We start from the raw sequence: 19,621 nt of genomic DNA, 5'->3' as shown, positions 1-19,621 counted from the left end.
CCAAGGCCGCGCCTTACATTACACTGCTGCCGGCGCGTCAAGCTACACGATGCACTCGTCCGTGGAAGGTGTGTCCATGAAAAAGCATGAATGTAAATCGATCGTCGATATCGACGACATCGCCGAGGGCGACCTGGAGCACGTCCTGGCCGTCTTCGATGTGCGCACCCGCAGTGAGGACGATCAGAACCGACGGTACCAGGACCTACTGAACTCGCTCGAGCTCAAACGGAGCATGGCCACCAGGTCCGGGCGCGCGAACTGACCCGAGAGGGCCGGAGCAGAACCGGCCCTCCCAGCGGCAACGATTGTTCAGTGCATGGTCGAGGTGAAGTTCATGCCCACCACCTGATTGTTTATTCCGTCGATTTCCATGACAGGGCCCATTTCGGACATGTCGATCCCGACCCGCTTGGCCCACAGCGGCCAGTTCGCGTTCAGCAGCGTGAGACATTGGGTCGCGCCGAGTTTCCGGACCGCGCTGCCAAGCTCGAACACCAGCTTGGCGTAGATCGGGCGCCGCAGGTGCACCGGGACTTCCTGGCTCACGAACAGGCGCGAGCTTTCCCAGATCGTCTCACCGACCGGGGCCTCGTCGTGGAGCAGGTTCGACGGAATCGTCTCGAGCAGCCCCCGCTGTGCGTCGCGAATCATGTAGGAATAGATTCCGCATTTCGCGGTTGTCGGAGTCAGGCGATTTCCGGCCAGAACCTGCCCGAGTTCGTCATGCACGACGACCCAACGGCTCGCAGGCGTGTCGTATTGGTCAAATTCCATGCCCAATGCTTCCGGCAGGTCCCATTTGTTCTGTTCAATGAACAATTGACGCCGGGCGCGCATCATGTTGGCAAAAAGCTCACCGTGAGCGTGGATATTCGCGAACGACAGAGTGGTGGTCTGCATCTTTTTTCTCCTGAGATAGCAACCGGGGATGTTCCCCCTGGTGACTATCTAAGGGCGAAATTGTGGCAGAGCACATGACTATTACAGCAGTTTCAGATCCTTGGCCCTTTGAACGGCCTCCGCAGTGGTCCGCGCGAGCAGGCGTTCACGGGCGGCCGAAAGCCGCAATTTAAGAGCGCTTTCGGAAATATTGAGCTTTGCGGCAGCCGCGGCGTGGCGGTGTCCGTCTGCGATGCATTTCAGCGCATCCCGTTGAGCTGCCGTGAGTCTTCGGCCCGGTTCGCTCATCTCGTGGAGCCGATGCAGTATTTCCGTGCAATCCTCGATTTCGGCATCCGTGAGTTCGCGATCGCTACGGGCGACGCTTGCCACACTCCGCGACGAAATCGGCCCATGCGAAATGGTCGCGCCATATTTTAGCCCGAATCTCGCCGCCTGGTCGAAAATGCGAAAAGGGTCCGGAATGCGCTTGTTGCTCCACCGCGTCGAGCCGGTCGTGCTGAACGACCACGCCGTCATCGGGTCCCGCAGAACATAGCCATTGTCGTTGTAATGCTTGGCCCAGGCCTCGTTATAGGTCTGGAACGCCAGAAGCGGCGATGTGAACCGGATGTGCAGGCCCACGAAATAGCCGGCTTCGGCATGAGCGTCGAGCTTACGCAACTCGTGGTCGAATTCAGAGCGTTCGAACATGCACTCTAATTGCGCGGCACAGGAGAACTAATCAACAAAAAACCAAGTCACGAGGCAACTTCGCGACGGGTGGCCGCACGCGTGGGACACGCGTGCGGCGGGAATGTCAGTCTTCGGCCTCTTCGGCTTCGAGCCGCTCGCGGTCGGCCTTGCCCTTGGCTTCGGGATCGCGGTCGACGAACTCGATGATAGCCATGGGCGCCATGTCGCCATAGCGGAAGCCGGCCTTCAGGACGCGGATGTAACCGCCCTGACGCTCGGCGTAGCGGGGGCCGATCACCTCGAACAGCTTAGCGACGTGCGCGTCCTGCTTGAGCTGCGCGGCGGCCTGGCGGCGGGCGTGAAGATCGCCGCGTTTTGCGAGGGTTACGAGCTTTTCGACCACCCGGCGAAGTTCCTTCGCCTTGGGCAGGGTGGTCTTGATCTGCTCGTGCTCGATCAGCGAGCCGGCCATGTTCGCCCACAGCGCCTTGCGGTGCTCGTGGGTGCGGTTGAGACGGCGGTAGCCTTGTCCGTGACGCATTTTCTATCTCCTATCGCGTTTTGCTTTGTCCGGCCGGCGATGCGTGTCACCGGCTCTCCTTGGGGCCTTGTTGCCCGTCACAGACTGTGCACCGGGCGTGCACAACACGTGCACAACCCGGCATACAGAATGTTCTCAGAACTGGTCCTCGAACTTCTTGGCCAGATCCTCGATGTTCTCCGGCGGCCATTCCTCGACATCCATGCCGAGATGCAGGCCCATGCCCGAGAGCACTTCCTTGATCTCGTTCAGCGACTTGCGGCCGAAGTTCGGGGTGCGGAGCATCTCGGCTTCGGTCTTCTGGATCAGGTCGCCGATATAGACGATGTTGTCGTTCTTCAGGCAGTTCGCCGAACGGACCGAGAGTTCCAGCTCGTCCACCTTCTTGAGGAGGAGCGGGTTGAACTCGAGCCCGTCGTCGTCGCTGTCGCGCGAGGCCGATTCCGGCTCGTCGAAGTTGACGAAGATCGACAGCTGGTCCTGGATGATGCGCGCGGCATAGGCCACGGCATCGTCGGGGCTGACGGAGCCGTCGGTCTCGAGCTTGAGGGTCAACTTGTCATAGTCGAGCACCTGGCCCTCACGGGTCGGCGTGACGTCGTAGCTGACCTTCTTGACCGGCGAATAGATCGCGTCGATCGGAATCAGGCCGATCGGCGCGTCCTCGGGCCGGTTCTTGTCGGACGCGACATAGCCCTTGCCGGTGTTCACGGTGAGCTCCATGAACAGGTCGGCGCCGTCGTCGAGGTGGCAGATGACGTGGTCCTTGTTCAGGACCTCGATGCCGTTCGATTCCGAGATGTCGCCCGCGGTGACGACCTGCGGACCCTTGGCCGAGATCGAGACGCGCTTCGGCCCCTCGACCTCCATCTTGATCGAGACGCCCTTGAGGTTCAGGACGATATCCGTCACATCTTCGCGCACACCGGCGACCGACGAGAACTCGTGCAGGACGTTGTCGATCTGGACGCTGGTGATTGCGGCGCCCTGGAGGGAGCTCATGAGGACGCGGCGCAGGGCGTTGCCGAGGGTCAGGCCGAAGCCGCGCTCGAGCGGCTCTGCAACGACGGTCGCCTGGCGATAGCGGTCGTTGCCCGGCTTGACGTCAAGCTGTGTCGGCTTGATCAGTTCCTGCCAGTTCTTGTGGATCATGCGTGTCTCCTCAATCCAAGGCCAGCGCCCATGTCCGAAGCGTTGGCCACCCGAGGTTCAAATGACAGCGCACGGGCCATGGCGCGTGGCCACGGCCCGTGCGTAGGATCGGATCCGGATCAGACGCGGCGGCGCTTGGGCGGGCGGCAGCCGTTGTGGGCGATCGGCGTCACGTCGCGGATGGACGTGATGTTGAAGCCGACGGCGGCCAGAGCGCGCAGCGCGCTCTCACGGCCCGAGCCGGGGCCCTGCACCTCGACCTCGAGGGTGCGCATGCCATGCTCCTGGGCCTTGCGGCCGGCATCCTCTGCCGCCATCTGCGCGGCATAGGGGGTGGACTTGCGCGAGCCCTTGAAGCCCATCGTGCCGGCGGACGACCAAGAGATCGCGTTGCCCTGCACGTCGGAGATCAGGATTTTCGTATTGTTGAAGGACGAGTTCACGTGAGCAACGCCAGCGGCGATGTTCTTGGAGACCTTCTTCTTCGGTGCGCGACGGTCGCGTGCCATATCTGATGCCCTCCCTTACTTCTTCTTGCCGGCGATCGGCTTCGCGGGGCCCTTGCGAGTCCGCGCGTTGGTGTGCGTGCGCTGACCGCGCACGGGGAGGTTGCGGCGATGGCGCAGGCCGCGGTAGCAGCCGAGGTCCATCAGGCGCTTGATGTTCATCTGGGTCTCGCGGCGCAGGTCGCCCTCGACCGTGTAGTTCGCATCGACATGCTCGCGGATCGCCAGCACTTCGCTGTCCGACAGCTCGTTGATGCGGCGGGCCTGGTCGATTCCGACCGCATCGCAGATGTCCTTGGCCGCGCTCGGGCCGATGCCGGTGATGTAGGTGAGTGCGATGGGCACCCGTTTTGCAGTGGGGATGTTGACCCCGGCGATACGTGCCAAGTCGTCTGTCCTTTCGTTGCGGTTCCGTAGTCCCGGAACCTTTTTTCACAACGCCAAGCCCGAGGCTGGTCAGGCCACGGGCTGATGCTGAATTCAGGTGGTCGGGTCCGGACGGACGCCCGGACCGCTTACGATTCTCATGCGAGAAGCCGCCAATTACGAAGGAATGAGCGCCACGTCAAGGGGCGCTCATCAAATCTTAGCGTTTGTCAAGTATGGCGTCGATCTCGGCGGCGACAGCGTCGATATCGGCCATCCCATCGACGCCCACCAGATCGCCCTTGGCGTGGTAGTAGCCGGTCAGTGGCGAGGTCTTCTTGTAGTATTCAAGAAGCCGCTGCTTGAGGCTTTCCTCGTTGTCGTCGGCGCGACGCTTGAACTCGGTGCCGCCGCAATTGCTGCACTTGCCGTCCTCGGGGATCGGCTTGGTCACGTCGTGGTAGACCTCGCCGCACTCGGCACAGGTGGAGCGGCCGGCGATCCGGGTGACAAGCGCCTCGTCATCGACGCGCATCTCGATCACGGCGTCGAGCTTTTGCCCGTGCCGCTCGAGCAGGTTCCCCAGCGCGTCGGCCTGGGCCAGCGTGCGCGGGAAGCCGTCGAAGATGGCGCCGCCGCCGGTGCCGGATTCCAGCTTTTCCTCGATCAGGCCGATGACGATCTCGTCGGTCACGAGGTCGCCGCGGTCCATCACCTCGGCGACGATCTTGCCCATTTCGGTGCCGCTGGTGCGCGCCTCGCGCAGCATGTCCCCGGTCGAGAGCTGGGTCATGCCGCGGGTTTCCTCGAGGCGGCGGGCTTGGGTTCCCTTGCCCGCGCCGGGCGGTCCCAGAAGAATGATATTCATCGTCTCGCTGTCCCCTTCTTGCCGCGCTTCTTGCCGCGCAGCTGAGATTTTTCAATGAGCCCTTCGTACTGGTGCGCCAAGAGGTGCGACTGCACCTGCTGGATCGTGTCCATGGTCACGCTGACCACGATGAGCACCGAGGTGCCGCCGAAGTAGAACGGGATCGCCAGCTGGGCCCGCAGGATTTCCGGCAGAAGGCAGACCGCCGCGAGATAAGCCGAGCCGAGGACCAGCACGCGCGCGACGACGTAGTCGAGATACTGCGCGGTGCGCTGGCCGGGACGGATTCCGGGAATGAAGCCGTTCTGGTTCTTCAGGTTCTCGGCCACGTCCTCGGATTTGAAGGCCACGTTGGCGGTGTAGAAGTAGGTGAAGAAGACGATCATGCCGCCGAAGAACAGCAGGTAGAGCGGCTGACCGGGGCCGAAATATGCCAGGATCGTCGACATCACGGGCCCCGTCTGACCGCCCGAGAAGGTGGCCAGCGTGGTCGGCAGAAGCAGCAGCGACGAGGCGAAGATCGCCGGGATGACGCCCGCCGGGTTGACCTTGATCGGCAGGTGCGACGAGCCGCCGTCATACATCTTCATGCCGACCTGGCGGCGGGGGTACTGGATGTGGATCTTGCGCAGCGAGCGCTCCATGAACACCACGAAGGCGATCACCGCGATGATCATCACCAGCACGCCCAGGATCACCGCGGGGCTGATGGCGCCCGACCGGCCCTGGCTGAAGAACTGCGCCAGTGCTGCCGGAACCTCGGCGATGATGCCGACGAAGATGATCAGCGAGATGCCGTTGCCGATGCCGCGCTGGGTGATCTGCTCGCCCAGCCACATCAGGAACATGGTGCCGCCGACCAGGGTGATGACGCAGGACGCCTCGAAGAAGAGACCGGGATTGGTCACCAGATCGCCGGCCTCGAGGCTCTTGGCGAGACCGAAGGCCTGGAACGTCGCCAGCAGCACCGTGCCGTAGCGGGTGTACTGGTTGATCTTCTTGCGCCCCTGCTCGCCCTCTTTCTTGAGCTGCTCGAGCTGCGGGACCATCGCGGTCAGCAGCTGAACGATGATCGAGGCCGAGATGTAGGGCATGATCCCGAGCGCGAAGATCCCCATCCGGGAGATCGCGCCACCGGTGAACATGTTGAGAATGCCGCCGAGCCCCGCCGAGGCCTGGTCCATGAAGTCCTGGAGCGCGCCGCCGTCGATGCCGGGCACCGGGATGTAGGTGCCGACGCGGTAGACGCACAGGAGGCCGAGGGTGAACAGGATCCGCGACCTGAGCTCGGTCGCCTTGCCCAAGGCGCCCCAGCTCATGTTCGCGGCCATTTGCTCTGCTGCAGATGCCATTGGCGGGTCTCTTTCATGAAAACGCCGCGTTGTCCGTTTTCCGGATCACGCGGCGTTCAGGGAAAACTCGGGGTCAGGTGTAAGCGGCGGGGAGGCCGCTCACAACCTGATATTAGGACGCCGCGCCGTTGGTCGGGTTGGTCAGGGTGACGCTGCCACCCTTGGCCTCGATCGCCTCGACGGCGGATTTCGAGGCGCCCGAGACGGTGATCGCGACCTTCGACGTGAGATCGCCCTTGGCGAGCACGCGAACGCCGTCCTTCTTGCGGCGCACGAGGCCGGAATCGACCAGCTCGGTCTCGGTGATCTCTTCGCCCAGCTTGCCGGCGTCGATGAACTTCTGGATCAGGCCCAGGTTCACGATCGCGTAGGACTTGCGGTTGATGTTGTTGAAGCCGCGCTTCGGCAGGCGCTGGTAGAGCGGCATCTGGCCGCCTTCATACCCCTTGATCGCCACGCCCGAACGGGACTTCTGGCCCTTGATGCCGCGACCGGCGGTCTTGCCCTTGCCCGAGCCGGGGCCGCGGCCGACGCGCATCTTCTTGGTGACAGCGCCGGGATTGTCGCGCAGTTCGTTGAGCTTCATGTCGCTTCTCCTTTGGCCGGACACAGGCCCCCAGCGACGGGAGCGGCCTGGACACGGCATGCAAATTACAGAGTCGGGCCCGGAGTCCGGGCCACCGGCGGCCTATAGACCCCGATCGGGCGCGGATCAAGGGGCCGATCGCCGCGGGGTGCACTGGACGCGCTGCGCGGCGCGGATACATGGCGCTCCGGAACAGTTCGCGCGGCGGGGCAGGACCTGGGCCGCGCGGCGAGAAATACCATGAAAGGGCACGCAGATGAAGGCGATCAGGCTGGAAAAACCCGGTGGGCTGGACAAGTTGGGCGCGGTGGACATGGACGCGCCGGCCGCGCCTGGCCCCGGTGAGATCACCGTGCGGCTGAAGGCGAGTTCACTGAACTTTCACGATTACGGCGTCGTCTCGGGCGCGATGCCCAGCGAGGACGGCCGCATCCCCATGTCCGACGGCGCCGGCGTGGTCGAGGCGGTGGGCCGTGACGTGACCGAGTTCCGCGAGGGCGATTCGGTGGTCTCGACCTTCTTTCCGAAATGGCTCGACGGGCCGGCCCCGGTGGCCGACTTCAAGGGCACGCCGGGCGACGGCATCGACGGCTATGCCAGAGAGGCCGTGACGCGGCCCGCCACGGCCTTTACCCGCGCGCCCGAGGGGTGGGCCCACGAAGAGGCCGCGACCATCACGACAGCCGGGCTGACGGCGTGGCGGGCGCTTGTCGTCGATGGCGGCCTGAAGGCCGGCGACGACGTGCTGGTGCTGGGCACGGGCGGCGTGTCGATCTACGCGCTCCAGATCGCGCGGGCGATGGGCGCGCGGGTCTTCGCGACCTCGTCCTCGGACGACAAGCTGAAGCGCCTGACCGAGATGGGCGCGGCGGGCACCGTCAACTACAAGAGCGATGCAGCGTGGGGTGAGACGATCGCCGGGATGACCGGCGGCCGCGGCGTGGATCACGTGGTCGAGGTCGGCGGGCCGGCGACGCTGGACCAGTCGATCTCGGCCTGCCGGATCGGCGGCCACATGGCGCTGATCGGCGTTCTGACGGGCCGCGCCGGCGAGGTGCCGACGGCCAAGATGATGGCCAAGCAGCAGAAGCTGCAGGGCCTGATCGTGGGCAGCCGCGCGCACCAGATCGACATGGTCCGCGCGATGGAGACGACGGGCATCCGCCCCGTGCTCGACCGCAGCTTCCCGCTGGACCAGATCGCCGACGCGTTCCGCCACGAGGAATCCGGCGCCCATTTCGGCAAGATCACCCTGTCGATCTGAGCGCCCTGCCCCGAACGAAAAAAGCCCCGGCCGAGGCCGGGGCTTTTCTGTCTTCGGGACGAGAGCGTCGGCTCAGCCGCGCTCTTCCACGATCTCGACCAGATGCGGGATCTTCGAGATCATGCCGCGGACCGAGGGGGTGTCCTCGAGCTCGCGGGTCTTGTGCATCTTGTTCAGCCCGAGGCCGATCAGCGTGCGGCGCTGACGCTCGGGGCGGCGGATCGGCGAGCCGATCTGCTTGACGACAATGGTCTTGGCCATGGCTTATGCCTCCTCGGAGACTTGCGACGACGAGTTGGGCGCATCGTCCCGCTTGGGCAGGATGTCGGCGACCTTCTTGCCGCGGCGCTGCGCAACCGAGCGCGGCGAGTTCTCGTTCTGCAGGCCGTTCAGGGTGGCGCGGATCATGTTGTAGGGGTTCTGCGACCCCAGCGACTTGGCGACCACGTCCTGCACGCCCAGCATCTCGAACACGGCACGCATCGGGCCGCCGGCGATGATGCCGGTACCCTGCGTCGCGGTCCGCATCGTCACCTTGCCGGCGCCGTGGCGGCCGTAGATGTCGTGATGCAGGGTCCGGCCGTCCTTGAGCGGGACGCGGATCATGCCGCGCTTGGCGCTTTCAGTGGCCTTGCGGATGGCCTCGGGGACCTCTTTGGCCTTGCCCTTGCCGAAGCCGACACGGCCCTTCTGGTCGCCCACGACCACGAGCGCGGCAAAGCCGAAGCGCTTACCACCCTTGACGGTCTTGGACACGCGGTTGATCGCCACGAGGCGATCGGCGAATTCGGGTGTCTCGTCGCGGTCGCGACGGTTGCCCCTGGGTTCTCTGGCCATGCGGCCTCCTTCGTGCTGACGCGCCCGGCGCGCCGTTTGTCCAATCGCGGTGGGCGCGCGGCCCCCGGATCATCGAGGCGGTCTGCCCCGCCTACACTGGCGAACGGGGCCCGAGGGCCCCGACGCGTCATTCAGAACTTCAGGCCGCCTTCGCGTGCGGCATCGGCCAACGCTTTGATGGTGCCGTGATAGAGGAAACCGCCACGGTCGAAGTAGCAGGTCTCGATCCCGGCCTTCTTGGCGCGCTCGGCGATGGTGCTGCCAACCTTGGCGGCGGCGTCGGTGTTGTTCTTGCCGACGAAGCCCAGTTCGCTTTCCATCGTCGATGCCTGGGCCAGCGTGTGACCCTGCACGTCGTCGATCAGCTGGACGTGAATGTTCTTGTTCGAGCGGTGCACCGACAGGCGCGCGCGCCCGCTGGATTCCTTGCGAAGCTTGTTCCGAACGCGCAGGCGGCGTTTCAGGAACATATCCCTTTTGCTGTATGCCATTGTCGCGTTCCTTACTTCTTCTTGCCTTCCTTCTGGAAGATATACTCGCCTTTGTACTTGATACCCTTGCCCTTGTAGGGTTCGGGCAGGCGCCATTCGCGGATATTGGCCGCGACTTGGCCGACGAGCTGCTGATCGATGCCTTCGACGATGACATCCGTGGGCTTCGGGACGGACACGGTCACGCCCTCCGGCACCTCGAAGTCGACGTCGTGGCTGAGGCCGAGGTTCAGCTTCAGGACGTTGCCCTGCATCTGGGCGCGGTAACCGACACCCGAGATTTCAAGCTCTTTCTTGAAGCCGTCGCTCACGCCCTGCACCAGGTTCGCGACCATGGTGCGGGTCATGCCCCACTGCTGCCGCGCGCGCTTGGAATTGCCGCGCGGCGTCACGGTGAGGGCGTTCTCCTCGAGCGCGACGGTGACATCGTCGTTGGCGTGGAAGCTGCGGGTCCCCTTGGGGCCTTTCACTTCCACGAAATTTCCCTGCACCTTGGCTTCGACACCGGAGGGCAGCTCGATGGGACGTTTTCCGATACGAGACATCCGTGGACCTCCTTAGAATACCGTGCAGAGAACCTCACCGCCGACATTGGCGGTGCGGGCTGCGGCGTCAGACATCACGCCGCGCGAGGTCGACACGATCGAGACGCCCAGGCCCTGACGGACCTGCGGGATCTCTTGCGAGCCGGAATATACGCGACGGCCAGGCGTCGAGACGCGCTGGATGTTCTGGATGACCGGGCTGCCCTCGAAGTACTTGAGCGAGATCTCAAGCTCGGGGTGGCCGTTGCGGCCGGTGACGCGCTCGTAGCTGCGGATGTAGCCTTCGTCGACCAGCACATCCAGAACCCAGGCGCGCAGCTTGGAGGCCGGGGTGCGGACGGTCGACTTGTGGCGCATCTGAGCGTTGCGGATGCGGGTGAGCATATCGCCGAGAGGATCGTTCATCTCTTGTCCTCCTTACCAGCTCGACTTGACGAGACCGGGGATGTGGCCCTGGTAGCCAAGCTCCCGAAGGGCGATCCGGCTCATCTTCAGCTTACGGTGATAGGCGTGGGGACGCCCGGTGAGCTGGCAGCGGTTGTGCAGGCGGGTCGCCGAGCTGTTGCGCGGCAGGTCCGCCAGCTTGAGCTGCGCCTTGAACCGCTCTTCCCGCGGCCGGTTCTCGTCTTCCGCGATTTCCTTGAGAGCGGCGCGCTTGGCAGCATACTGCTTGACCATGCGCTGGCGCTTCTTCTCGCGTTCGATCATTGCTTTCTTGGCCATAAATCTTTCTCCTCCCGCGATCAGCTCGTGAAGGGCATGTTGAATTGCTTCAACATCGCCTTGGCTTCCGCGTCTGTCTTCGCGGTGGTGCAGATGATGATGTCCATACCCCAGACCTCGTCGACCTGGTCGAAGTTGATCTCGGGGAAGACGATATGTTCCTTGATGCCCATGGCATAGTTGCCGCCGCCATCGAACGCCTTGCCGGACACGCCGCGGAAGTCGCGGATGCGCGGCATCGCGATGGTGATCATGCGGTCGAGGAATTCGTACATCCGGTCGCCGCGCAGCGTCACCTTGGCGCCGAGGGGCATGCCCTCGCGGACGCGGAAGCCGGCGATCGACTTCTTCGCCTTGGTCACCACGGCCTTCTGGCCGGCGATCTTGGTCAGGTCATCCGCAGCCGATTTGGCCTTCTTGGAGTCTTTCACGGCTTCGGTGCCGGCCCCGATGTTCAGCACGATCTTGTCGAGCCGCGGGATCTGCATGGCATTCTTGTAGCCGAATTCCTGGTGCAGCGCCTCGCGAACGGTGTCGCGGTAGAAGCTGCGCAGGCGCGGGGTGTAGTCGGTGGTATCGAGCATCAGAGCGCGTCCCCCGTGGTCTTGGCGAAGCGGACCTTCTTGCCGTCTTCCGTGCGGAAGCCGACCCGGCTGGGCTTGCCGTTTGCATCGACGATCGCGAGGTTCGACAGGTCAACCGGCATCGGCTTGGGGATGCGGCCGCCCTGGCTGGTCTGCGACTGGCGGGTGTGGCGGGTGGCGATGTTGATGCCATCGACCACGGCCTTGCCGTCCTTCGGCATCACCGCGGTGATCTCGCCCTGCTTGCCCTTGTCCTTGCCGGCGAGCACGACGACCTTGTCGCCCTTCTTCAGCTTCGCAGCCATCAGAGCACCTCCGGAGCGAGCGAAATGATCTTCATGAAGTTCTTCGAGCGCAGTTCGCGCACCACGGGTCCGAAGATACGGGTGCCGACGGGCTCGTTGTTGTTGTTGAGGATGACGGCGGCGTTCCGGTCGAAACGGATCGCGGTGCCGTCCTCGCGGCGGACTTCCTTGGCGGTGCGCACGACGACAGCCTTGCGGACGTCGCCCTTCTTCACGCGGCCGCGCGGAATGGCTTCCTTTACCGAGACGACGATGATGTCGCCCACGGACGCATACTTGCGCTTGGAGCCGCCGAGGACCTTGATGCACTGAACCCGGCGTGCGCCGGAGTTGTCAGCGACATCCAGATTGGTCTGCATCTGGATCATGGGGTTACTCCCGACCTTTGGGGGGCTCTTTCAGGCCTTCTCCCCAGGGTTTCGATCAAACCGGAATGTGGTTCGCGTCAGTCGCGCGCGACCACCTCCCAGCGCTTCGTCTTCGAGCGGGGCGGGCATTCCTGAATGCGGATCGACTCGCCCTTCTTGAACTCGTTCTTGGGATCGTGAGCCCGGTACTTCTTGGACTTACGGATCGTCTTCTTCAGAACGGGATGCGTGAAACGACGCTCCACCGAAACGGTGACGGTCTGGTCGTTGGAATCGCTGGTCACGGTGCCTTGGAGGATTCTCTTGGGCATGGTCAGGCCTCCGACGCGGCCGTCGCCGCTTTCTCGTTCAGAACGGTCTTGATGCGGGCGACGTCACGACGAACGCTGCGCATGCGCGCGGTGTTCTCGATCTGGTTGGTCGCCTGCTGGAAGCGCAGGTTGAACGCTTCCTTCTTGAGCTGTTCCAGCTGATCGCGCAGCTGGTCCGGCGTCTTGTCTCTCAGTTCCGTGGCATCGAGTGCCATAACTCTGTTCCTTTCAACATCACTGGAGGGCCCCGTCCGACTGTGCGTCTGGGTCACCCTGATTCCCGGTGGAGCTGGATGAGCGCGCCGTATACGTCCGTTACGGCGCTCAGACAACCCCCTGAATCGTCCCGCGGGGCGTTCAGGCCCAGGCGTAGTTGAAGCTGACGCTGATCCGGTCCTCTTCGGACATGTTCATCGGCACCTCGTGGCGCAGCCAGCTTTCCCACAGCATGACATCCCCCACCTGCGGCGCGACGTAGACGAAGTTGCGCTGATCCTCGCGCGCGTCCTTCCGGCGCGGCGGGGCGGCCATCATCATGGCAAAGCGCGGATCCTCGAACTTGATGGCCGACGTGCCCTCGGGCATCGCCACGTAGGTCGTCCCCGAGATCACCGAATGGGGATGCAGGTGCGCGGTGTGAATGCCGCCCTCGGGGAGGATGTTGATCCAGATGTCCTCGAGCTTCAGCCGTCCCTCGCCCAGGTCGAACTCGAGATCCTCGGCGAAGGCGGCGACATGTTTGTCGAGCACCTTGATCAGGTCGTCGAAGATCGGGAAGCGCCACCCCAGATCGGTCAGCGAGGCATAGCTGGTGTAGCCGGGGAAATCGTTCTCCTCGCACCAGTCCTGCCCGGCCTCGTCGTCCTCGGCGATGGAGAGGCACGACGCCTCGAGCTCTTTCGGGTCGATCGGCTTCGTCCCGAGAGAGGACAGTTGCGCGCGGTAGAGGCGCGTGACGAAAAGCGAAGAGATATTGGCCATGATACCCTCGTCAGAGACGCGAAAGGCGGGCCGAGGCCCGCCTTTGCTGTGTGCGTCAGGTCGCGGTGCGCGGGTCCGGGGACCGACTCACCAATCGTCCCGGATGATGGTGCGCGTCTTGATCGGCAGCTTCATCGCGGCAAGGCGCAGGGCCTCGATCGCGGTTTCCTCGTTGACGCCGTCGATCTCGAACATGACACGGCCGGGCTTGACCTTGGCGGCCCAGCGGTCGACCGAGCCCTTGCCCTTACCCATACGGACTTCGATGGGCTTGGCGGTGATCGGCAGATCGGGGAAGATCCGGATCCAGACGCGGCCCTGACGACGCATGTGGCGGGTCATGGCACGACGGGCGGCCTCGATCTGGCGCGCGGTGATGCGCTCGGGCTCGATCGCCTTCAGGCCGTAGGTGCCGAAGTTCAGCTCTGTGCCGCCCTTCGCATCACCGTGGATACGGCCCTTGTGCTGTTTGCGGAATTTCGTGCGCTTGGGTTGCAGCATCGTGTCTACTCCTTAGCGGCGGCCGCCGGCGCCACGGGGCGCGGGACCTTCCTGGAGCTCCTGCTGGCGACGATCACGAGCCGCGGGATCGTGCTCGAGAATCTCGCCTTTGAAGATCCAGACCTTGATGCCGATAATGCCGTAGGGCGTCTGCGCCTCGACATTGGCGAAATCGATATCGGCGCGCAGCGTGTGCAGCGGCACCCGCCCTTCGCGATACCACTCGGTCCGCGCGATCTCGGCACCGCCGAGACGGCCGGCCACGTTCACGCGGATGCCCTGGGCACCCATGCGCATCGCGTTCTGCACGGCCCGCTTCATCGCACGGCGGAAGCTGACGCGGCGCTCCAGCTGCTGGGCGATGCTCTCACCCACGAGCTGAGCGTCGACCTCGGGCTTGCGCACCTCGACGATGTTGAGGTGCAGCTCGCTGTCGGTCATCTTCGACAGCTTGCGGCGCAGCGCCTCGATGTCCGCGCCCTTCTTGCCGATGATGACACCGGGACGGGCGGCGTGAATCGTCACGCGGCACTTCTTGTGCGGCCGCTCGATGATCACGCGCGACACGCCGGCCTGCTTGGCCTCTTTCTTGATGAACTCGCGGATCTTGATGTCTTCGAGCAGAAGATCACCGTAATCCTTCGTGTCGGCGAACCAGCGGCTGTCCCAGGTCCGGTTGACCTGAAGCCGCATGCCGACGGGGTTAACCTTGTGACCCATTAGGCTTGCTCCTCGACTTGGCGGACCTTGATGGTGATCTCCGAGAACGGCTTGTTGATCCGGCCGAACCGGCCGCGGGCGCGGGGCTTGCCGCGCTTCATCACCAGGTTCTTGCCAACATACGCCTCGGCGACGACCAGTTCGTCGACGTCGAGGTTGTGGTTGTTCTCGGCGTTGGCGATCGCCGACTGCAGACACTTCCGCACGTCGAGCGCGATCCGCTTCTTCGAGAATGTCAGCTCGCTCAGCGCGCGCTCAACCTTCTTGCCGCGGATCAGCGCCGCAACGAGGTTCAGCTTCTGCGGGCTGGTGCGCAGCATGCGAGTCTTCGCCATGGCCTCGTTTTCGGCCACGCGGCGTGGATTCTTTACCTGGCCCATGACTTACTTCCGCTTCGCTTTCTTGTCGGCGGCGTGGCCGGTATAGGTCCGGCTCGGCGCGTATTCACCGAACTTCTGGCCGATCATCTCCTCAGACACATTGACTGGGATGTGCTTGTGGCCATTGTAGACGCCGAAGGTGAGGCCCACGAACTGGGGCAGGATGGTCGAGCGGCGCGACCAGATCTTGATGACCTCGTTGCGGCCCGACTCGCGGGATTTTTCGGCCTTCTTGAGGACGTACGAGTCCACAAAAGGCCCTTTCCAGACAGCGCGTGCCATGTATTAGCGCCCTTTCTTCCTGGCGTGACGCGAGCGAATGATGAGCTTCTGCGACGCCTTGTTGGTATCACGGGTGCGCATGCCCTTCGTGGGCTGGCCCCAGGGCGTAACCGGGTGACGGCCACCCGAGGTGCGGCCTTCGCCGCCGCCGTGGGGGTGGTCGATCGGGTTCATCACGACACCGCGGACGGTCGGACGCTTGCCCATGTGACGGCTGCGGCCGGCCTTGCCGAAGTTCTGGTTGCTGTTGTCGGGGTTCGACACGGCGCCGACGGTGGCGAAGCATTCCTGCCGGACCATCCGCAGTTCGCCCGAGGACAGGCGGATCTGCGCATAGCCGCCGTCGCGGCCGACGAACTGGGCGTAGGTGCCGGCGGCGCGCGCCATCTGGCCGCCCTTGCCCGGCTTCAGCTCGATGTTGTGGACGATCGTGCCGATCGGCATGCCCGAGAACGGCATCGCGTTGCCCGGCTTCACGTCGACCTTCTGGCCGGCGATGATCTTGTCGCCCACGCCCAGGCGCTGCGGCGCGAGGATGTAGGATTGTTCGCCGTCGGTGTACTGGATCAGCGCGATGAATGCGGTGCGGTTGGGGTCGTATTCGACCCGCACGACGACGGCTTCGACGTCACGCTTGGACCGCTTGAAATCGACGACGCGATAGAGCCGCTTTGCCCCGCCGCCCTTGCGGCGCATGGTGATCCGTCCGGTGTTGTTCCGGCCGCCGTTCTTGGTCAGACCCTCGGTGAGGTTCTTGACCGGGCGCCCTTTCCAAAGCTCCGAACGGTCGATCAGCACCAGCCCGCGCTGGCCGGCAGTCGTCGGCTTGTACGACTTGAGTGCCATGGTTCCTGTCTTCCGTTTGCTTGGCCCCAGGGCGCGCGGCCCCGGGAGGGTTCGTCTTCAAAAGCGCCGGCCCCCGATATTCGGGGGCCGCCGCGGATCGTGGTCCGGTATCAGAGACCGGTGGTCACGTCTATGGTGTTTCCCTCCTCGAGGGTCACGTACGCCTTCTTGAAGTCCTTCCGGCGGCCACGGACGCCGCGGAAACGCTTCTGCTTGCCCTTGGTGATGGTGGTGTTCACCGCCTTCACCTTCACGCCGAACAGGCCTTCGACCGCTTCCTTGATCTGCGGCTTGTTCGCATCGATCGCCACTTCGAAGACGACGGCGCCCGATTCGGAGGCCAGCGTCGCCTTCTCGGTGATGACCGGCCGGCGGATGACGTCGTAATGTTCGGTCTTCACGCTCATTTCAGCCGAGCCTCCAGTGCTTCGACGCCCGCCTTCGTGATGACCAGCGTGTCGCGGCGCAGGATGTCGTAGACATTCGCGCCCTGGCTGGGCAGCACGTCGAGGCCTTCGATGTTGGCCGCGGCGCGGGCGAAGTTTTCGTTGACCTCGGAGCCGTCGATGACGAGCGCGCGCTTCCAGCCCAGGTCCTTGACCTTCTTGGCCAGGGCACCCGTCTTGGGCTGCTCGAGCGCGGTGTCGTCGATCACCACGAGGTTGCCGGTCTGGGCCTTCGAGCTCAGCGCGTGACGCAGGCCCAGCTTCCGGAACTTCTTGGGCAGATCATGCGCATGGCTGCGCGGGACCGGGCCCTTGTAGATACCGCCCTTGCGGAAAATCGGGGCATTGCGGTCGCCGTGACGCGCGCCGCCCGTGCCCTTCTGGCGATAGATCTTTTTGGTCGAGTAGCTGGTCTCGGTCCGGGTCTTGGCCTTGTGCGTCCCCTGCTGGGCCGCCGCGCGCTGCCAGCGCACGACGCGGTGCAGGATGTCCGCGCGGGGTTCGAGGCCGAAGATCTCGTCGCCGAGATCGACCGAACCGGCGCTGCCGCCGTCCAGCGTGATCACGTCGAGTTTCATTCGTCACCATCCTTCTTCTCGGTGGCGTTGCCGTCCGCGTTGCTGTCGTCCGACTGGCCCGACTGCAGATCGGCTTCGGCTTCCTTCAGCGCGGCTTCTTCCTGGGCGGCCTGCTCGGCGGCCAGGCGCTCGGCCTCGGCAGCCTCTTCGGCAGCGGCCTGTTCGGCGGCTTCCTGTGCCAGACGCTCCGCCTCTTTCGCGGCCGATTTCAGCGCGGCGGGATAGATCAGGCCGTCAGGGACCGGCTTCTTCACCGCGTCCTTGATGGTGACCCAGCCGCCCTTGCCGCCTGGAACCGCACCCTTGACCATGATCAGGCCACGGTCGGCGTCGGTACGGACGACCTGCAGGTTCTGCGTGGTCACGCGGGCGGCGCCCATGTGGCCGGCCATCTTCTTGCCCTTGAACACCTTGCCGGGGTCCTGGCACTGGCCGGTCGACCCGTGCGAGCGGTGCGCGATCGAGACGCCGTGCGTGGCCTCGAGGCCGCGGAAGTTGTGCCGCTTCATGGCACCCGCGAAGCCCTTACCGATCGACGTGCCGCACACGTCGACGAACTGGCCGGCGAAGTAGTGGTTCGCGGTGATCTCCTCGCCGACCTCGATGAGGTTCTCGGGGGCGACGCGGAACTCCGCGATCTTCCGCTTCGGTTCGACCTTGGCGACGGCGAAGTGACCGCGCAGGGCCTTCGTCGTGTTCTTGGCCTTCGCTGTGCCACAGCCGAGCTGGACGGCCGAATAACCGTCACGGTCGGCCGTGCGCTGCGCCACGACCTGCAGATTGTCGAGTTGAAGAACGGTCACGGGAACCTGCTTCCCGTCCTCCATGAAGAGCCGGGTCATCCCGACCTTCTTTGCGATTACACCAGAGCGCAACATGACTACTGCCCTCCCTTACACCTTGATCTCGACATCCACGCCGGCGGCGAGGTCGAGCTTCATGAGCGCATCCACGGTCTGCGGCGTCGGGTCGACGATATCCAGCAGGCGCTTGTGGGTGCGGATCTCGAACTGGTCGCGCGACTTCTTGTCGACGTGGGGGCCACGCAGGACGGTGAAGCGCTCGATCTTGTTCGGCATCGGGATGGGCCCGCGCACCTGGGCGCCGGTCCGCTTGGCGGTATTCACGATCTCCTGCGTGCTGGTGTCCAGCACGCGGTAATCGAACGCCTTGAGGCGAATACGAATGGTTTGGGTGGCGACAGCCATGGTTTTGCCTCTCGTAGGCTCGTTCGAATTGAGAGGTGGAGCCGGCCGTATTGCCGCCCCCACGTCGAATCCTTGTTCTTGTCTCGGCAGGCCGGACGCCTTGCGCCCGGCCCGGTGGCAGTCCGCTTATTCGATGATCTTCGAGACGACGCCGGCGCCGACGGTGCGGCCGCCTTCACGGATGGCGAAGCGCAGGCCGTCTTCCATGGCGATCGGCGCGATCAGCTCGACCGTGAAGCCGACGTTGTCGCCCGGCATCACCATCTCGGTGCCCTCGGCCAGCTGAACCGTGCCCGTCACGTCCGTCGTGCGGAAGTAGAACTGCGGGCGGTAGTTCGCGAAGAACGGCGTGTGGCGGCCGCCCTCTTCCTTCGTCAGGATGTAGGCCTCGGCCTCGAACTTGGTGTGCGGCTTGACCGAGCCCGGCTTCGCCAGGACCTGGCCACGCTCGACGCCCTCACGGTCGATGCCGCGCAGCAGCGCGCCGATGTTGTCGCCCGCCTCGCCGCGGTCCAGCAGCTTGCGGAACATCTCGACGCCCGTGCAGGTCGTCTTGCGCGTGTCGCGGATGCCGACGATCTCGATCTCGTCGCCGACGTTGATCACGCCACGCTCGACACGGCCGGTCACGACGGTGCCGCGGCCCGAAATCGAGAACACGTCCTCGATCGGCATCAGGAACGGCTGGTCCACCGCACGCTCCGGGGTCGGAACGTAGTCGTCGACCGCGGCCATCAGCTCGCGGATCTTCTCTTCGCCGATCTCGGGGTTGTTGCCTTCCATCGCGGCCAGCGCCGAGCCCGAGACGATCGGGATGTCGTCGCCCGGGAAGTCGTAGTCCGACAGAAGCTCGCGCACTTCCATCTCGACCAGCTCCAGAAGCTCGGGGTCGTCCACCTGGTCGACCTTGTTCAGGAACACCACGATCGCCGGGATGCCGACCTGGCGGCCCAGCAGGATGTGCTCACGCGTCTGCGGCATCGGGCCGTCGGCCGCGTTCACAACCAGGATCGCGCCGTCCATCTGCGCCGCGCCCGTGATCATGTTCTTCACGTAGTCCGCGTGGCCCGGGCAATCGACGTGGGCATAGTGACGGTTCTCCGTCTCGTACTCCACGTGCGCGGTCGAGATCGTGATCCCGCGCGCCTTCTCTTCCGGCGCACCGTCGATCTGGTCGTACGCACGGAAGTCACCGAAGTACTTCGTGATCGCAGCCGTCAGCGTCGTCTTGCCGTGGTCAACGTGACCGATCGTGCCGATGTTCACGTGCGGTTTCGTGCGTTCGTACTTTGCCTTTGCCAT

At 64.4% G+C, this 19,621-nt stretch carries 33 protein-coding genes; 2 read left to right on the top strand and 31 right to left on the bottom strand.

The genetic code is table 11. From position 1 onward, the window contains the following. Positions 1-76 precede the first annotated feature (76 nt). Positions 77-265 (top strand): hypothetical protein, encoded by a 189-nt coding sequence (locus BMZ25_RS19565; RefSeq protein WP_092696335.1) that lies wholly within the window; start codon positions 77-79, stop codon positions 263-265. 47 nt (positions 266-312) lie between these two features. Here the strand turns inward: BMZ25_RS19565 and BMZ25_RS19560 are convergent, their stop codons facing one another. From BMZ25_RS19560 to rplO, 9 genes are all read right to left on the bottom strand, one after another. Next, positions 313-903: an acyl-homoserine-lactone synthase gene (locus BMZ25_RS19560; protein ID WP_092696334.1), complete on the bottom strand. Its 591-nt coding sequence runs from the start codon at positions 901-903 to the stop codon at positions 313-315. Between the two features lie 81 nt (positions 904-984). Beyond that, entirely contained in the window at positions 985-1,596 is a 612-nt protein-coding gene (locus BMZ25_RS19555) for an autoinducer binding domain-containing protein (RefSeq protein ID WP_092696333.1), read from the bottom strand. A gap of 106 nt (positions 1,597-1,702) precedes the next feature. Next, on the bottom strand, positions 1,703-2,119 hold the full coding sequence (rplQ, locus tag BMZ25_RS19550; RefSeq protein ID WP_092696332.1) for a 50S ribosomal protein L17: 417 nt from the start codon (positions 2,117-2,119) through the stop codon (positions 1,703-1,705). A 135-nt stretch (positions 2,120-2,254) separates the two neighbouring features. After that, on the bottom strand, positions 2,255-3,271 hold the full coding sequence (locus tag BMZ25_RS19545; protein WP_092696331.1) for a DNA-directed RNA polymerase subunit alpha: 1,017 nt from the start codon (positions 3,269-3,271) through the stop codon (positions 2,255-2,257). A 119-nt stretch (positions 3,272-3,390) separates the two neighbouring features. Further along, complete coding sequence (gene rpsK, locus BMZ25_RS19540; RefSeq protein WP_092696330.1) at positions 3,391-3,780, bottom strand: 30S ribosomal protein S11; 390 nt, start codon at positions 3,778-3,780, stop codon at positions 3,391-3,393. 15 nt (positions 3,781-3,795) lie between these two features. Further along, the gene (gene rpsM / locus BMZ25_RS19535) at positions 3,796-4,164 is read right to left on the bottom strand and encodes a 30S ribosomal protein S13 (protein ID WP_092696329.1); all 369 of its coding nucleotides are present in this window, start codon (positions 4,162-4,164) and stop codon (positions 3,796-3,798) included. Between the two features lie 199 nt (positions 4,165-4,363). Then, positions 4,364-5,011 carry an adenylate kinase gene (locus BMZ25_RS19530; protein WP_092696328.1) on the bottom strand — a complete coding sequence of 216 codons (648 nt, stop codon included), beginning with the start codon at positions 5,009-5,011 and terminating at the stop codon, positions 4,364-4,366. Further along, positions 5,008-6,363: a preprotein translocase subunit SecY gene (gene secY, locus BMZ25_RS19525; protein WP_092696327.1), complete on the bottom strand. Its 1,356-nt coding sequence runs from the start codon at positions 6,361-6,363 to the stop codon at positions 5,008-5,010. The genes BMZ25_RS19530 and secY overlap by 4 nt, the downstream gene beginning before the upstream one ends. Before the next feature lie 112 nt (positions 6,364-6,475). Further along, positions 6,476-6,949: a 50S ribosomal protein L15 gene (gene rplO / locus BMZ25_RS19520; protein WP_092696326.1), complete on the bottom strand. Its 474-nt coding sequence runs from the start codon at positions 6,947-6,949 to the stop codon at positions 6,476-6,478. Between the two features lie 256 nt (positions 6,950-7,205). Between rplO and BMZ25_RS19515 the strand changes: the two genes are divergently transcribed. Next, the gene (locus tag BMZ25_RS19515) at positions 7,206-8,213 is read left to right on the top strand and encodes a zinc-dependent alcohol dehydrogenase family protein (RefSeq protein ID WP_092696325.1); all 1,008 of its coding nucleotides are present in this window, start codon (positions 7,206-7,208) and stop codon (positions 8,211-8,213) included. 72 nt (positions 8,214-8,285) lie between these two features. On the opposite strand, the gene rpmD is transcribed toward BMZ25_RS19515, so the two are convergent. The 22 genes from rpmD to tuf all read right to left on the bottom strand — a co-directional run. Continuing rightward, positions 8,286-8,474, bottom strand: a complete 189-nt coding sequence (gene rpmD / locus BMZ25_RS19510) for a 50S ribosomal protein L30 (protein ID WP_092696324.1) — start codon at positions 8,472-8,474, stop codon at positions 8,286-8,288. Positions 8,475-8,477: 3 nt separating this feature from the next. Next, positions 8,478-9,050 (bottom strand): 30S ribosomal protein S5, encoded by a 573-nt coding sequence (gene rpsE, locus BMZ25_RS19505; RefSeq protein ID WP_092696323.1) that lies wholly within the window; start codon positions 9,048-9,050, stop codon positions 8,478-8,480. Between the two features lie 131 nt (positions 9,051-9,181). After that, entirely contained in the window at positions 9,182-9,541 is a 360-nt protein-coding gene (rplR, locus tag BMZ25_RS19500; RefSeq protein WP_092696322.1) for a 50S ribosomal protein L18, read from the bottom strand. An 11-nt stretch (positions 9,542-9,552) separates the two neighbouring features. Then, positions 9,553-10,086 carry a 50S ribosomal protein L6 gene (gene rplF / locus BMZ25_RS19495; RefSeq protein ID WP_092696321.1) on the bottom strand — a complete coding sequence of 178 codons (534 nt, stop codon included), beginning with the start codon at positions 10,084-10,086 and terminating at the stop codon, positions 9,553-9,555. A gap of 12 nt (positions 10,087-10,098) precedes the next feature. Continuing rightward, the gene (rpsH, locus tag BMZ25_RS19490) at positions 10,099-10,491 is read right to left on the bottom strand and encodes a 30S ribosomal protein S8 (protein WP_092696320.1); all 393 of its coding nucleotides are present in this window, start codon (positions 10,489-10,491) and stop codon (positions 10,099-10,101) included. A 12-nt stretch (positions 10,492-10,503) separates the two neighbouring features. After that, positions 10,504-10,809, bottom strand: a complete 306-nt coding sequence (gene rpsN / locus BMZ25_RS19485) for a 30S ribosomal protein S14 (protein ID WP_092696319.1) — start codon at positions 10,807-10,809, stop codon at positions 10,504-10,506. A 20-nt stretch (positions 10,810-10,829) separates the two neighbouring features. Beyond that, positions 10,830-11,393 carry a 50S ribosomal protein L5 gene (rplE, locus tag BMZ25_RS19480; protein ID WP_092696318.1) on the bottom strand — a complete coding sequence of 188 codons (564 nt, stop codon included), beginning with the start codon at positions 11,391-11,393 and terminating at the stop codon, positions 10,830-10,832. After that, positions 11,393-11,698 carry a 50S ribosomal protein L24 gene (rplX, locus tag BMZ25_RS19475; RefSeq protein ID WP_092696317.1) on the bottom strand — a complete coding sequence of 102 codons (306 nt, stop codon included), beginning with the start codon at positions 11,696-11,698 and terminating at the stop codon, positions 11,393-11,395. Before rplX ends, rplE begins: the two co-directional genes overlap by 1 nt. Continuing rightward, entirely contained in the window at positions 11,698-12,066 is a 369-nt protein-coding gene (gene rplN / locus BMZ25_RS19470) for a 50S ribosomal protein L14 (RefSeq protein WP_074257809.1), read from the bottom strand. The genes rplX and rplN overlap by 1 nt, the downstream gene beginning before the upstream one ends. A gap of 77 nt (positions 12,067-12,143) precedes the next feature. Continuing rightward, on the bottom strand, positions 12,144-12,377 hold the full coding sequence (gene rpsQ, locus BMZ25_RS19465) for a 30S ribosomal protein S17 (protein ID WP_092696316.1): 234 nt from the start codon (positions 12,375-12,377) through the stop codon (positions 12,144-12,146). A 2-nt stretch (positions 12,378-12,379) separates the two neighbouring features. Next, the gene (gene rpmC / locus BMZ25_RS19460) at positions 12,380-12,592 is read right to left on the bottom strand and encodes a 50S ribosomal protein L29 (RefSeq protein ID WP_092696315.1); all 213 of its coding nucleotides are present in this window, start codon (positions 12,590-12,592) and stop codon (positions 12,380-12,382) included. A gap of 142 nt (positions 12,593-12,734) precedes the next feature. Further along, positions 12,735-13,358, bottom strand: a complete 624-nt coding sequence (locus BMZ25_RS19455; protein ID WP_092696314.1) for a 2OG-Fe(II) oxygenase family protein — start codon at positions 13,356-13,358, stop codon at positions 12,735-12,737. 87 nt (positions 13,359-13,445) lie between these two features. Further along, positions 13,446-13,859, bottom strand: a complete 414-nt coding sequence (gene rplP / locus BMZ25_RS19450) for a 50S ribosomal protein L16 (protein ID WP_092696313.1) — start codon at positions 13,857-13,859, stop codon at positions 13,446-13,448. Between the two features lie 12 nt (positions 13,860-13,871). After that, complete coding sequence (rpsC, locus tag BMZ25_RS19445) at positions 13,872-14,579, bottom strand: 30S ribosomal protein S3 (protein ID WP_092696312.1); 708 nt, start codon at positions 14,577-14,579, stop codon at positions 13,872-13,874. Further along, a complete protein-coding gene (rplV, locus tag BMZ25_RS19440; RefSeq protein WP_092696311.1) occupies positions 14,579-14,959 on the bottom strand; it encodes a 50S ribosomal protein L22 in 381 nt (126 codons plus the stop codon). Before rplV ends, rpsC begins: the two co-directional genes overlap by 1 nt. A gap of 3 nt (positions 14,960-14,962) precedes the next feature. Then, a complete protein-coding gene (gene rpsS / locus BMZ25_RS19435) occupies positions 14,963-15,241 on the bottom strand; it encodes a 30S ribosomal protein S19 (RefSeq protein WP_092696310.1) in 279 nt (92 codons plus the stop codon). 3 nt (positions 15,242-15,244) lie between these two features. Then, entirely contained in the window at positions 15,245-16,087 is an 843-nt protein-coding gene (gene rplB, locus BMZ25_RS19430) for a 50S ribosomal protein L2 (RefSeq protein WP_092696309.1), read from the bottom strand. A gap of 110 nt (positions 16,088-16,197) precedes the next feature. Then, entirely contained in the window at positions 16,198-16,494 is a 297-nt protein-coding gene (locus BMZ25_RS19425) for a 50S ribosomal protein L23 (protein ID WP_092696308.1), read from the bottom strand. Further along, positions 16,491-17,111 carry a 50S ribosomal protein L4 gene (gene rplD / locus BMZ25_RS19420; protein ID WP_092696307.1) on the bottom strand — a complete coding sequence of 207 codons (621 nt, stop codon included), beginning with the start codon at positions 17,109-17,111 and terminating at the stop codon, positions 16,491-16,493. Before rplD ends, BMZ25_RS19425 begins: the two co-directional genes overlap by 4 nt. Next, entirely contained in the window at positions 17,108-17,989 is an 882-nt protein-coding gene (gene rplC, locus BMZ25_RS19415; protein ID WP_092696306.1) for a 50S ribosomal protein L3, read from the bottom strand. The genes rplD and rplC overlap by 4 nt, the downstream gene beginning before the upstream one ends. A 15-nt stretch (positions 17,990-18,004) precedes the next feature. Then, positions 18,005-18,319 (bottom strand): 30S ribosomal protein S10, encoded by a 315-nt coding sequence (gene rpsJ / locus BMZ25_RS19410; RefSeq protein WP_092696305.1) that lies wholly within the window; start codon positions 18,317-18,319, stop codon positions 18,005-18,007. 126 nt (positions 18,320-18,445) lie between these two features. Continuing rightward, positions 18,446-19,621: elongation factor Tu (gene tuf / locus BMZ25_RS19405; protein WP_092696304.1), on the bottom strand; the 1,176-nt coding region annotated here is incomplete at its 5' end.

The sequence above is a fragment of the Tranquillimonas rosea genome (assembly GCF_900111315.1).
GTDB classification, from domain to species: domain Bacteria; phylum Pseudomonadota; class Alphaproteobacteria; order Rhodobacterales; family Rhodobacteraceae; genus Tranquillimonas; species Tranquillimonas rosea.
Note: the sequence above shows the minus strand (reverse complement) of the source record. Positions and strands in the feature narration are given on the sequence as shown.

Bases quoted from the DNA above. Each gene is read 5' to 3' on its own strand.
- rplP (WP_092696313.1), bottom strand. From the start codon at position 13,859: ATGCTGCAACCCAAGCGCACGAAATTCCGCAAACAGCACAAGGGCCGT.
- rpsQ (WP_092696316.1), bottom strand. From the start codon at position 12,377: ATGCCCAAGAGAATCCTCCAAGGCACCGTGACCAGCGATTCCAACGAC.
- rplN (WP_074257809.1), bottom strand. From the start codon at position 12,066: ATGATCCAGATGCAGACCAATCTGGATGTCGCTGACAACTCCGGCGCA.
- rplQ (WP_092696332.1), bottom strand. From the start codon at position 2,119: ATGCGTCACGGACAAGGCTACCGCCGTCTCAACCGCACCCACGAGCAC.
- BMZ25_RS19455 (WP_092696314.1), bottom strand. From the start codon at position 13,358: ATGGCCAATATCTCTTCGCTTTTCGTCACGCGCCTCTACCGCGCGCAA.
- rplR (WP_092696322.1), bottom strand. From the start codon at position 9,541: ATGGCATACAGCAAAAGGGATATGTTCCTGAAACGCCGCCTGCGCGTT.
- rpmC (WP_092696315.1), bottom strand. From the start codon at position 12,592: ATGGCACTCGATGCCACGGAACTGAGAGACAAGACGCCGGACCAGCTG.
- rplD (WP_092696307.1), bottom strand. From the start codon at position 17,111: ATGAAACTCGACGTGATCACGCTGGACGGCGGCAGCGCCGGTTCGGTC.
- rplF (WP_092696321.1), bottom strand. From the start codon at position 10,086: ATGTCTCGTATCGGAAAACGTCCCATCGAGCTGCCCTCCGGTGTCGAA.
- rplO (WP_092696326.1), bottom strand. From the start codon at position 6,949: ATGAAGCTCAACGAACTGCGCGACAATCCCGGCGCTGTCACCAAGAAG.
- rpsS (WP_092696310.1), bottom strand. From the start codon at position 15,241: ATGGCACGCGCTGTCTGGAAAGGGCCTTTTGTGGACTCGTACGTCCTC.
- rplB (WP_092696309.1), bottom strand. From the start codon at position 16,087: ATGGCACTCAAGTCGTACAAGCCGACGACTGCCGGCCAGCGCGGGCTG.
- BMZ25_RS19530 (WP_092696328.1), bottom strand. From the start codon at position 5,011: ATGAATATCATTCTTCTGGGACCGCCCGGCGCGGGCAAGGGAACCCAA.
- BMZ25_RS19555 (WP_092696333.1), bottom strand. From the start codon at position 1,596: ATGTTCGAACGCTCTGAATTCGACCACGAGTTGCGTAAGCTCGACGCT.
- BMZ25_RS19425 (WP_092696308.1), bottom strand. From the start codon at position 16,494: ATGAGCGTGAAGACCGAACATTACGACGTCATCCGCCGGCCGGTCATC.
- BMZ25_RS19560 (WP_092696334.1), bottom strand. From the start codon at position 903: ATGCAGACCACCACTCTGTCGTTCGCGAATATCCACGCTCACGGTGAG.
- rpsH (WP_092696320.1), bottom strand. From the start codon at position 10,491: ATGAACGATCCTCTCGGCGATATGCTCACCCGCATCCGCAACGCTCAG.
- rpsK (WP_092696330.1), bottom strand. From the start codon at position 3,780: ATGGCACGCGACCGTCGCGCACCGAAGAAGAAGGTCTCCAAGAACATC.
- rpmD (WP_092696324.1), bottom strand. From the start codon at position 8,474: ATGGCCAAGACCATTGTCGTCAAGCAGATCGGCTCGCCGATCCGCCGC.
- rpsJ (WP_092696305.1), bottom strand. From the start codon at position 18,319: ATGGCTGTCGCCACCCAAACCATTCGTATTCGCCTCAAGGCGTTCGAT.
- BMZ25_RS19565 (WP_092696335.1), top strand. From the start codon at position 77: ATGAAAAAGCATGAATGTAAATCGATCGTCGATATCGACGACATCGCC.
- rpsC (WP_092696312.1), bottom strand. From the start codon at position 14,579: ATGGGTCACAAGGTTAACCCCGTCGGCATGCGGCTTCAGGTCAACCGG.
- BMZ25_RS19545 (WP_092696331.1), bottom strand. From the start codon at position 3,271: ATGATCCACAAGAACTGGCAGGAACTGATCAAGCCGACACAGCTTGAC.
- rpsN (WP_092696319.1), bottom strand. From the start codon at position 10,809: ATGGCCAAGAAAGCAATGATCGAACGCGAGAAGAAGCGCCAGCGCATG.
- rplC (WP_092696306.1), bottom strand. From the start codon at position 17,989: ATGTTGCGCTCTGGTGTAATCGCAAAGAAGGTCGGGATGACCCGGCTC.
- rplV (WP_092696311.1), bottom strand. From the start codon at position 14,959: ATGGGCCAGGTAAAGAATCCACGCCGCGTGGCCGAAAACGAGGCCATG.
- rplE (WP_092696318.1), bottom strand. From the start codon at position 11,393: ATGCTCGATACCACCGACTACACCCCGCGCCTGCGCAGCTTCTACCGC.
- secY (WP_092696327.1), bottom strand. From the start codon at position 6,363: ATGGCATCTGCAGCAGAGCAAATGGCCGCGAACATGAGCTGGGGCGCC.
- BMZ25_RS19515 (WP_092696325.1), top strand. From the start codon at position 7,206: ATGAAGGCGATCAGGCTGGAAAAACCCGGTGGGCTGGACAAGTTGGGC.
- rplX (WP_092696317.1), bottom strand. From the start codon at position 11,698: ATGGCTGCGAAGCTGAAGAAGGGCGACAAGGTCGTCGTGCTCGCCGGC.
- rpsE (WP_092696323.1), bottom strand. From the start codon at position 9,050: ATGGCCAGAGAACCCAGGGGCAACCGTCGCGACCGCGACGAGACACCC.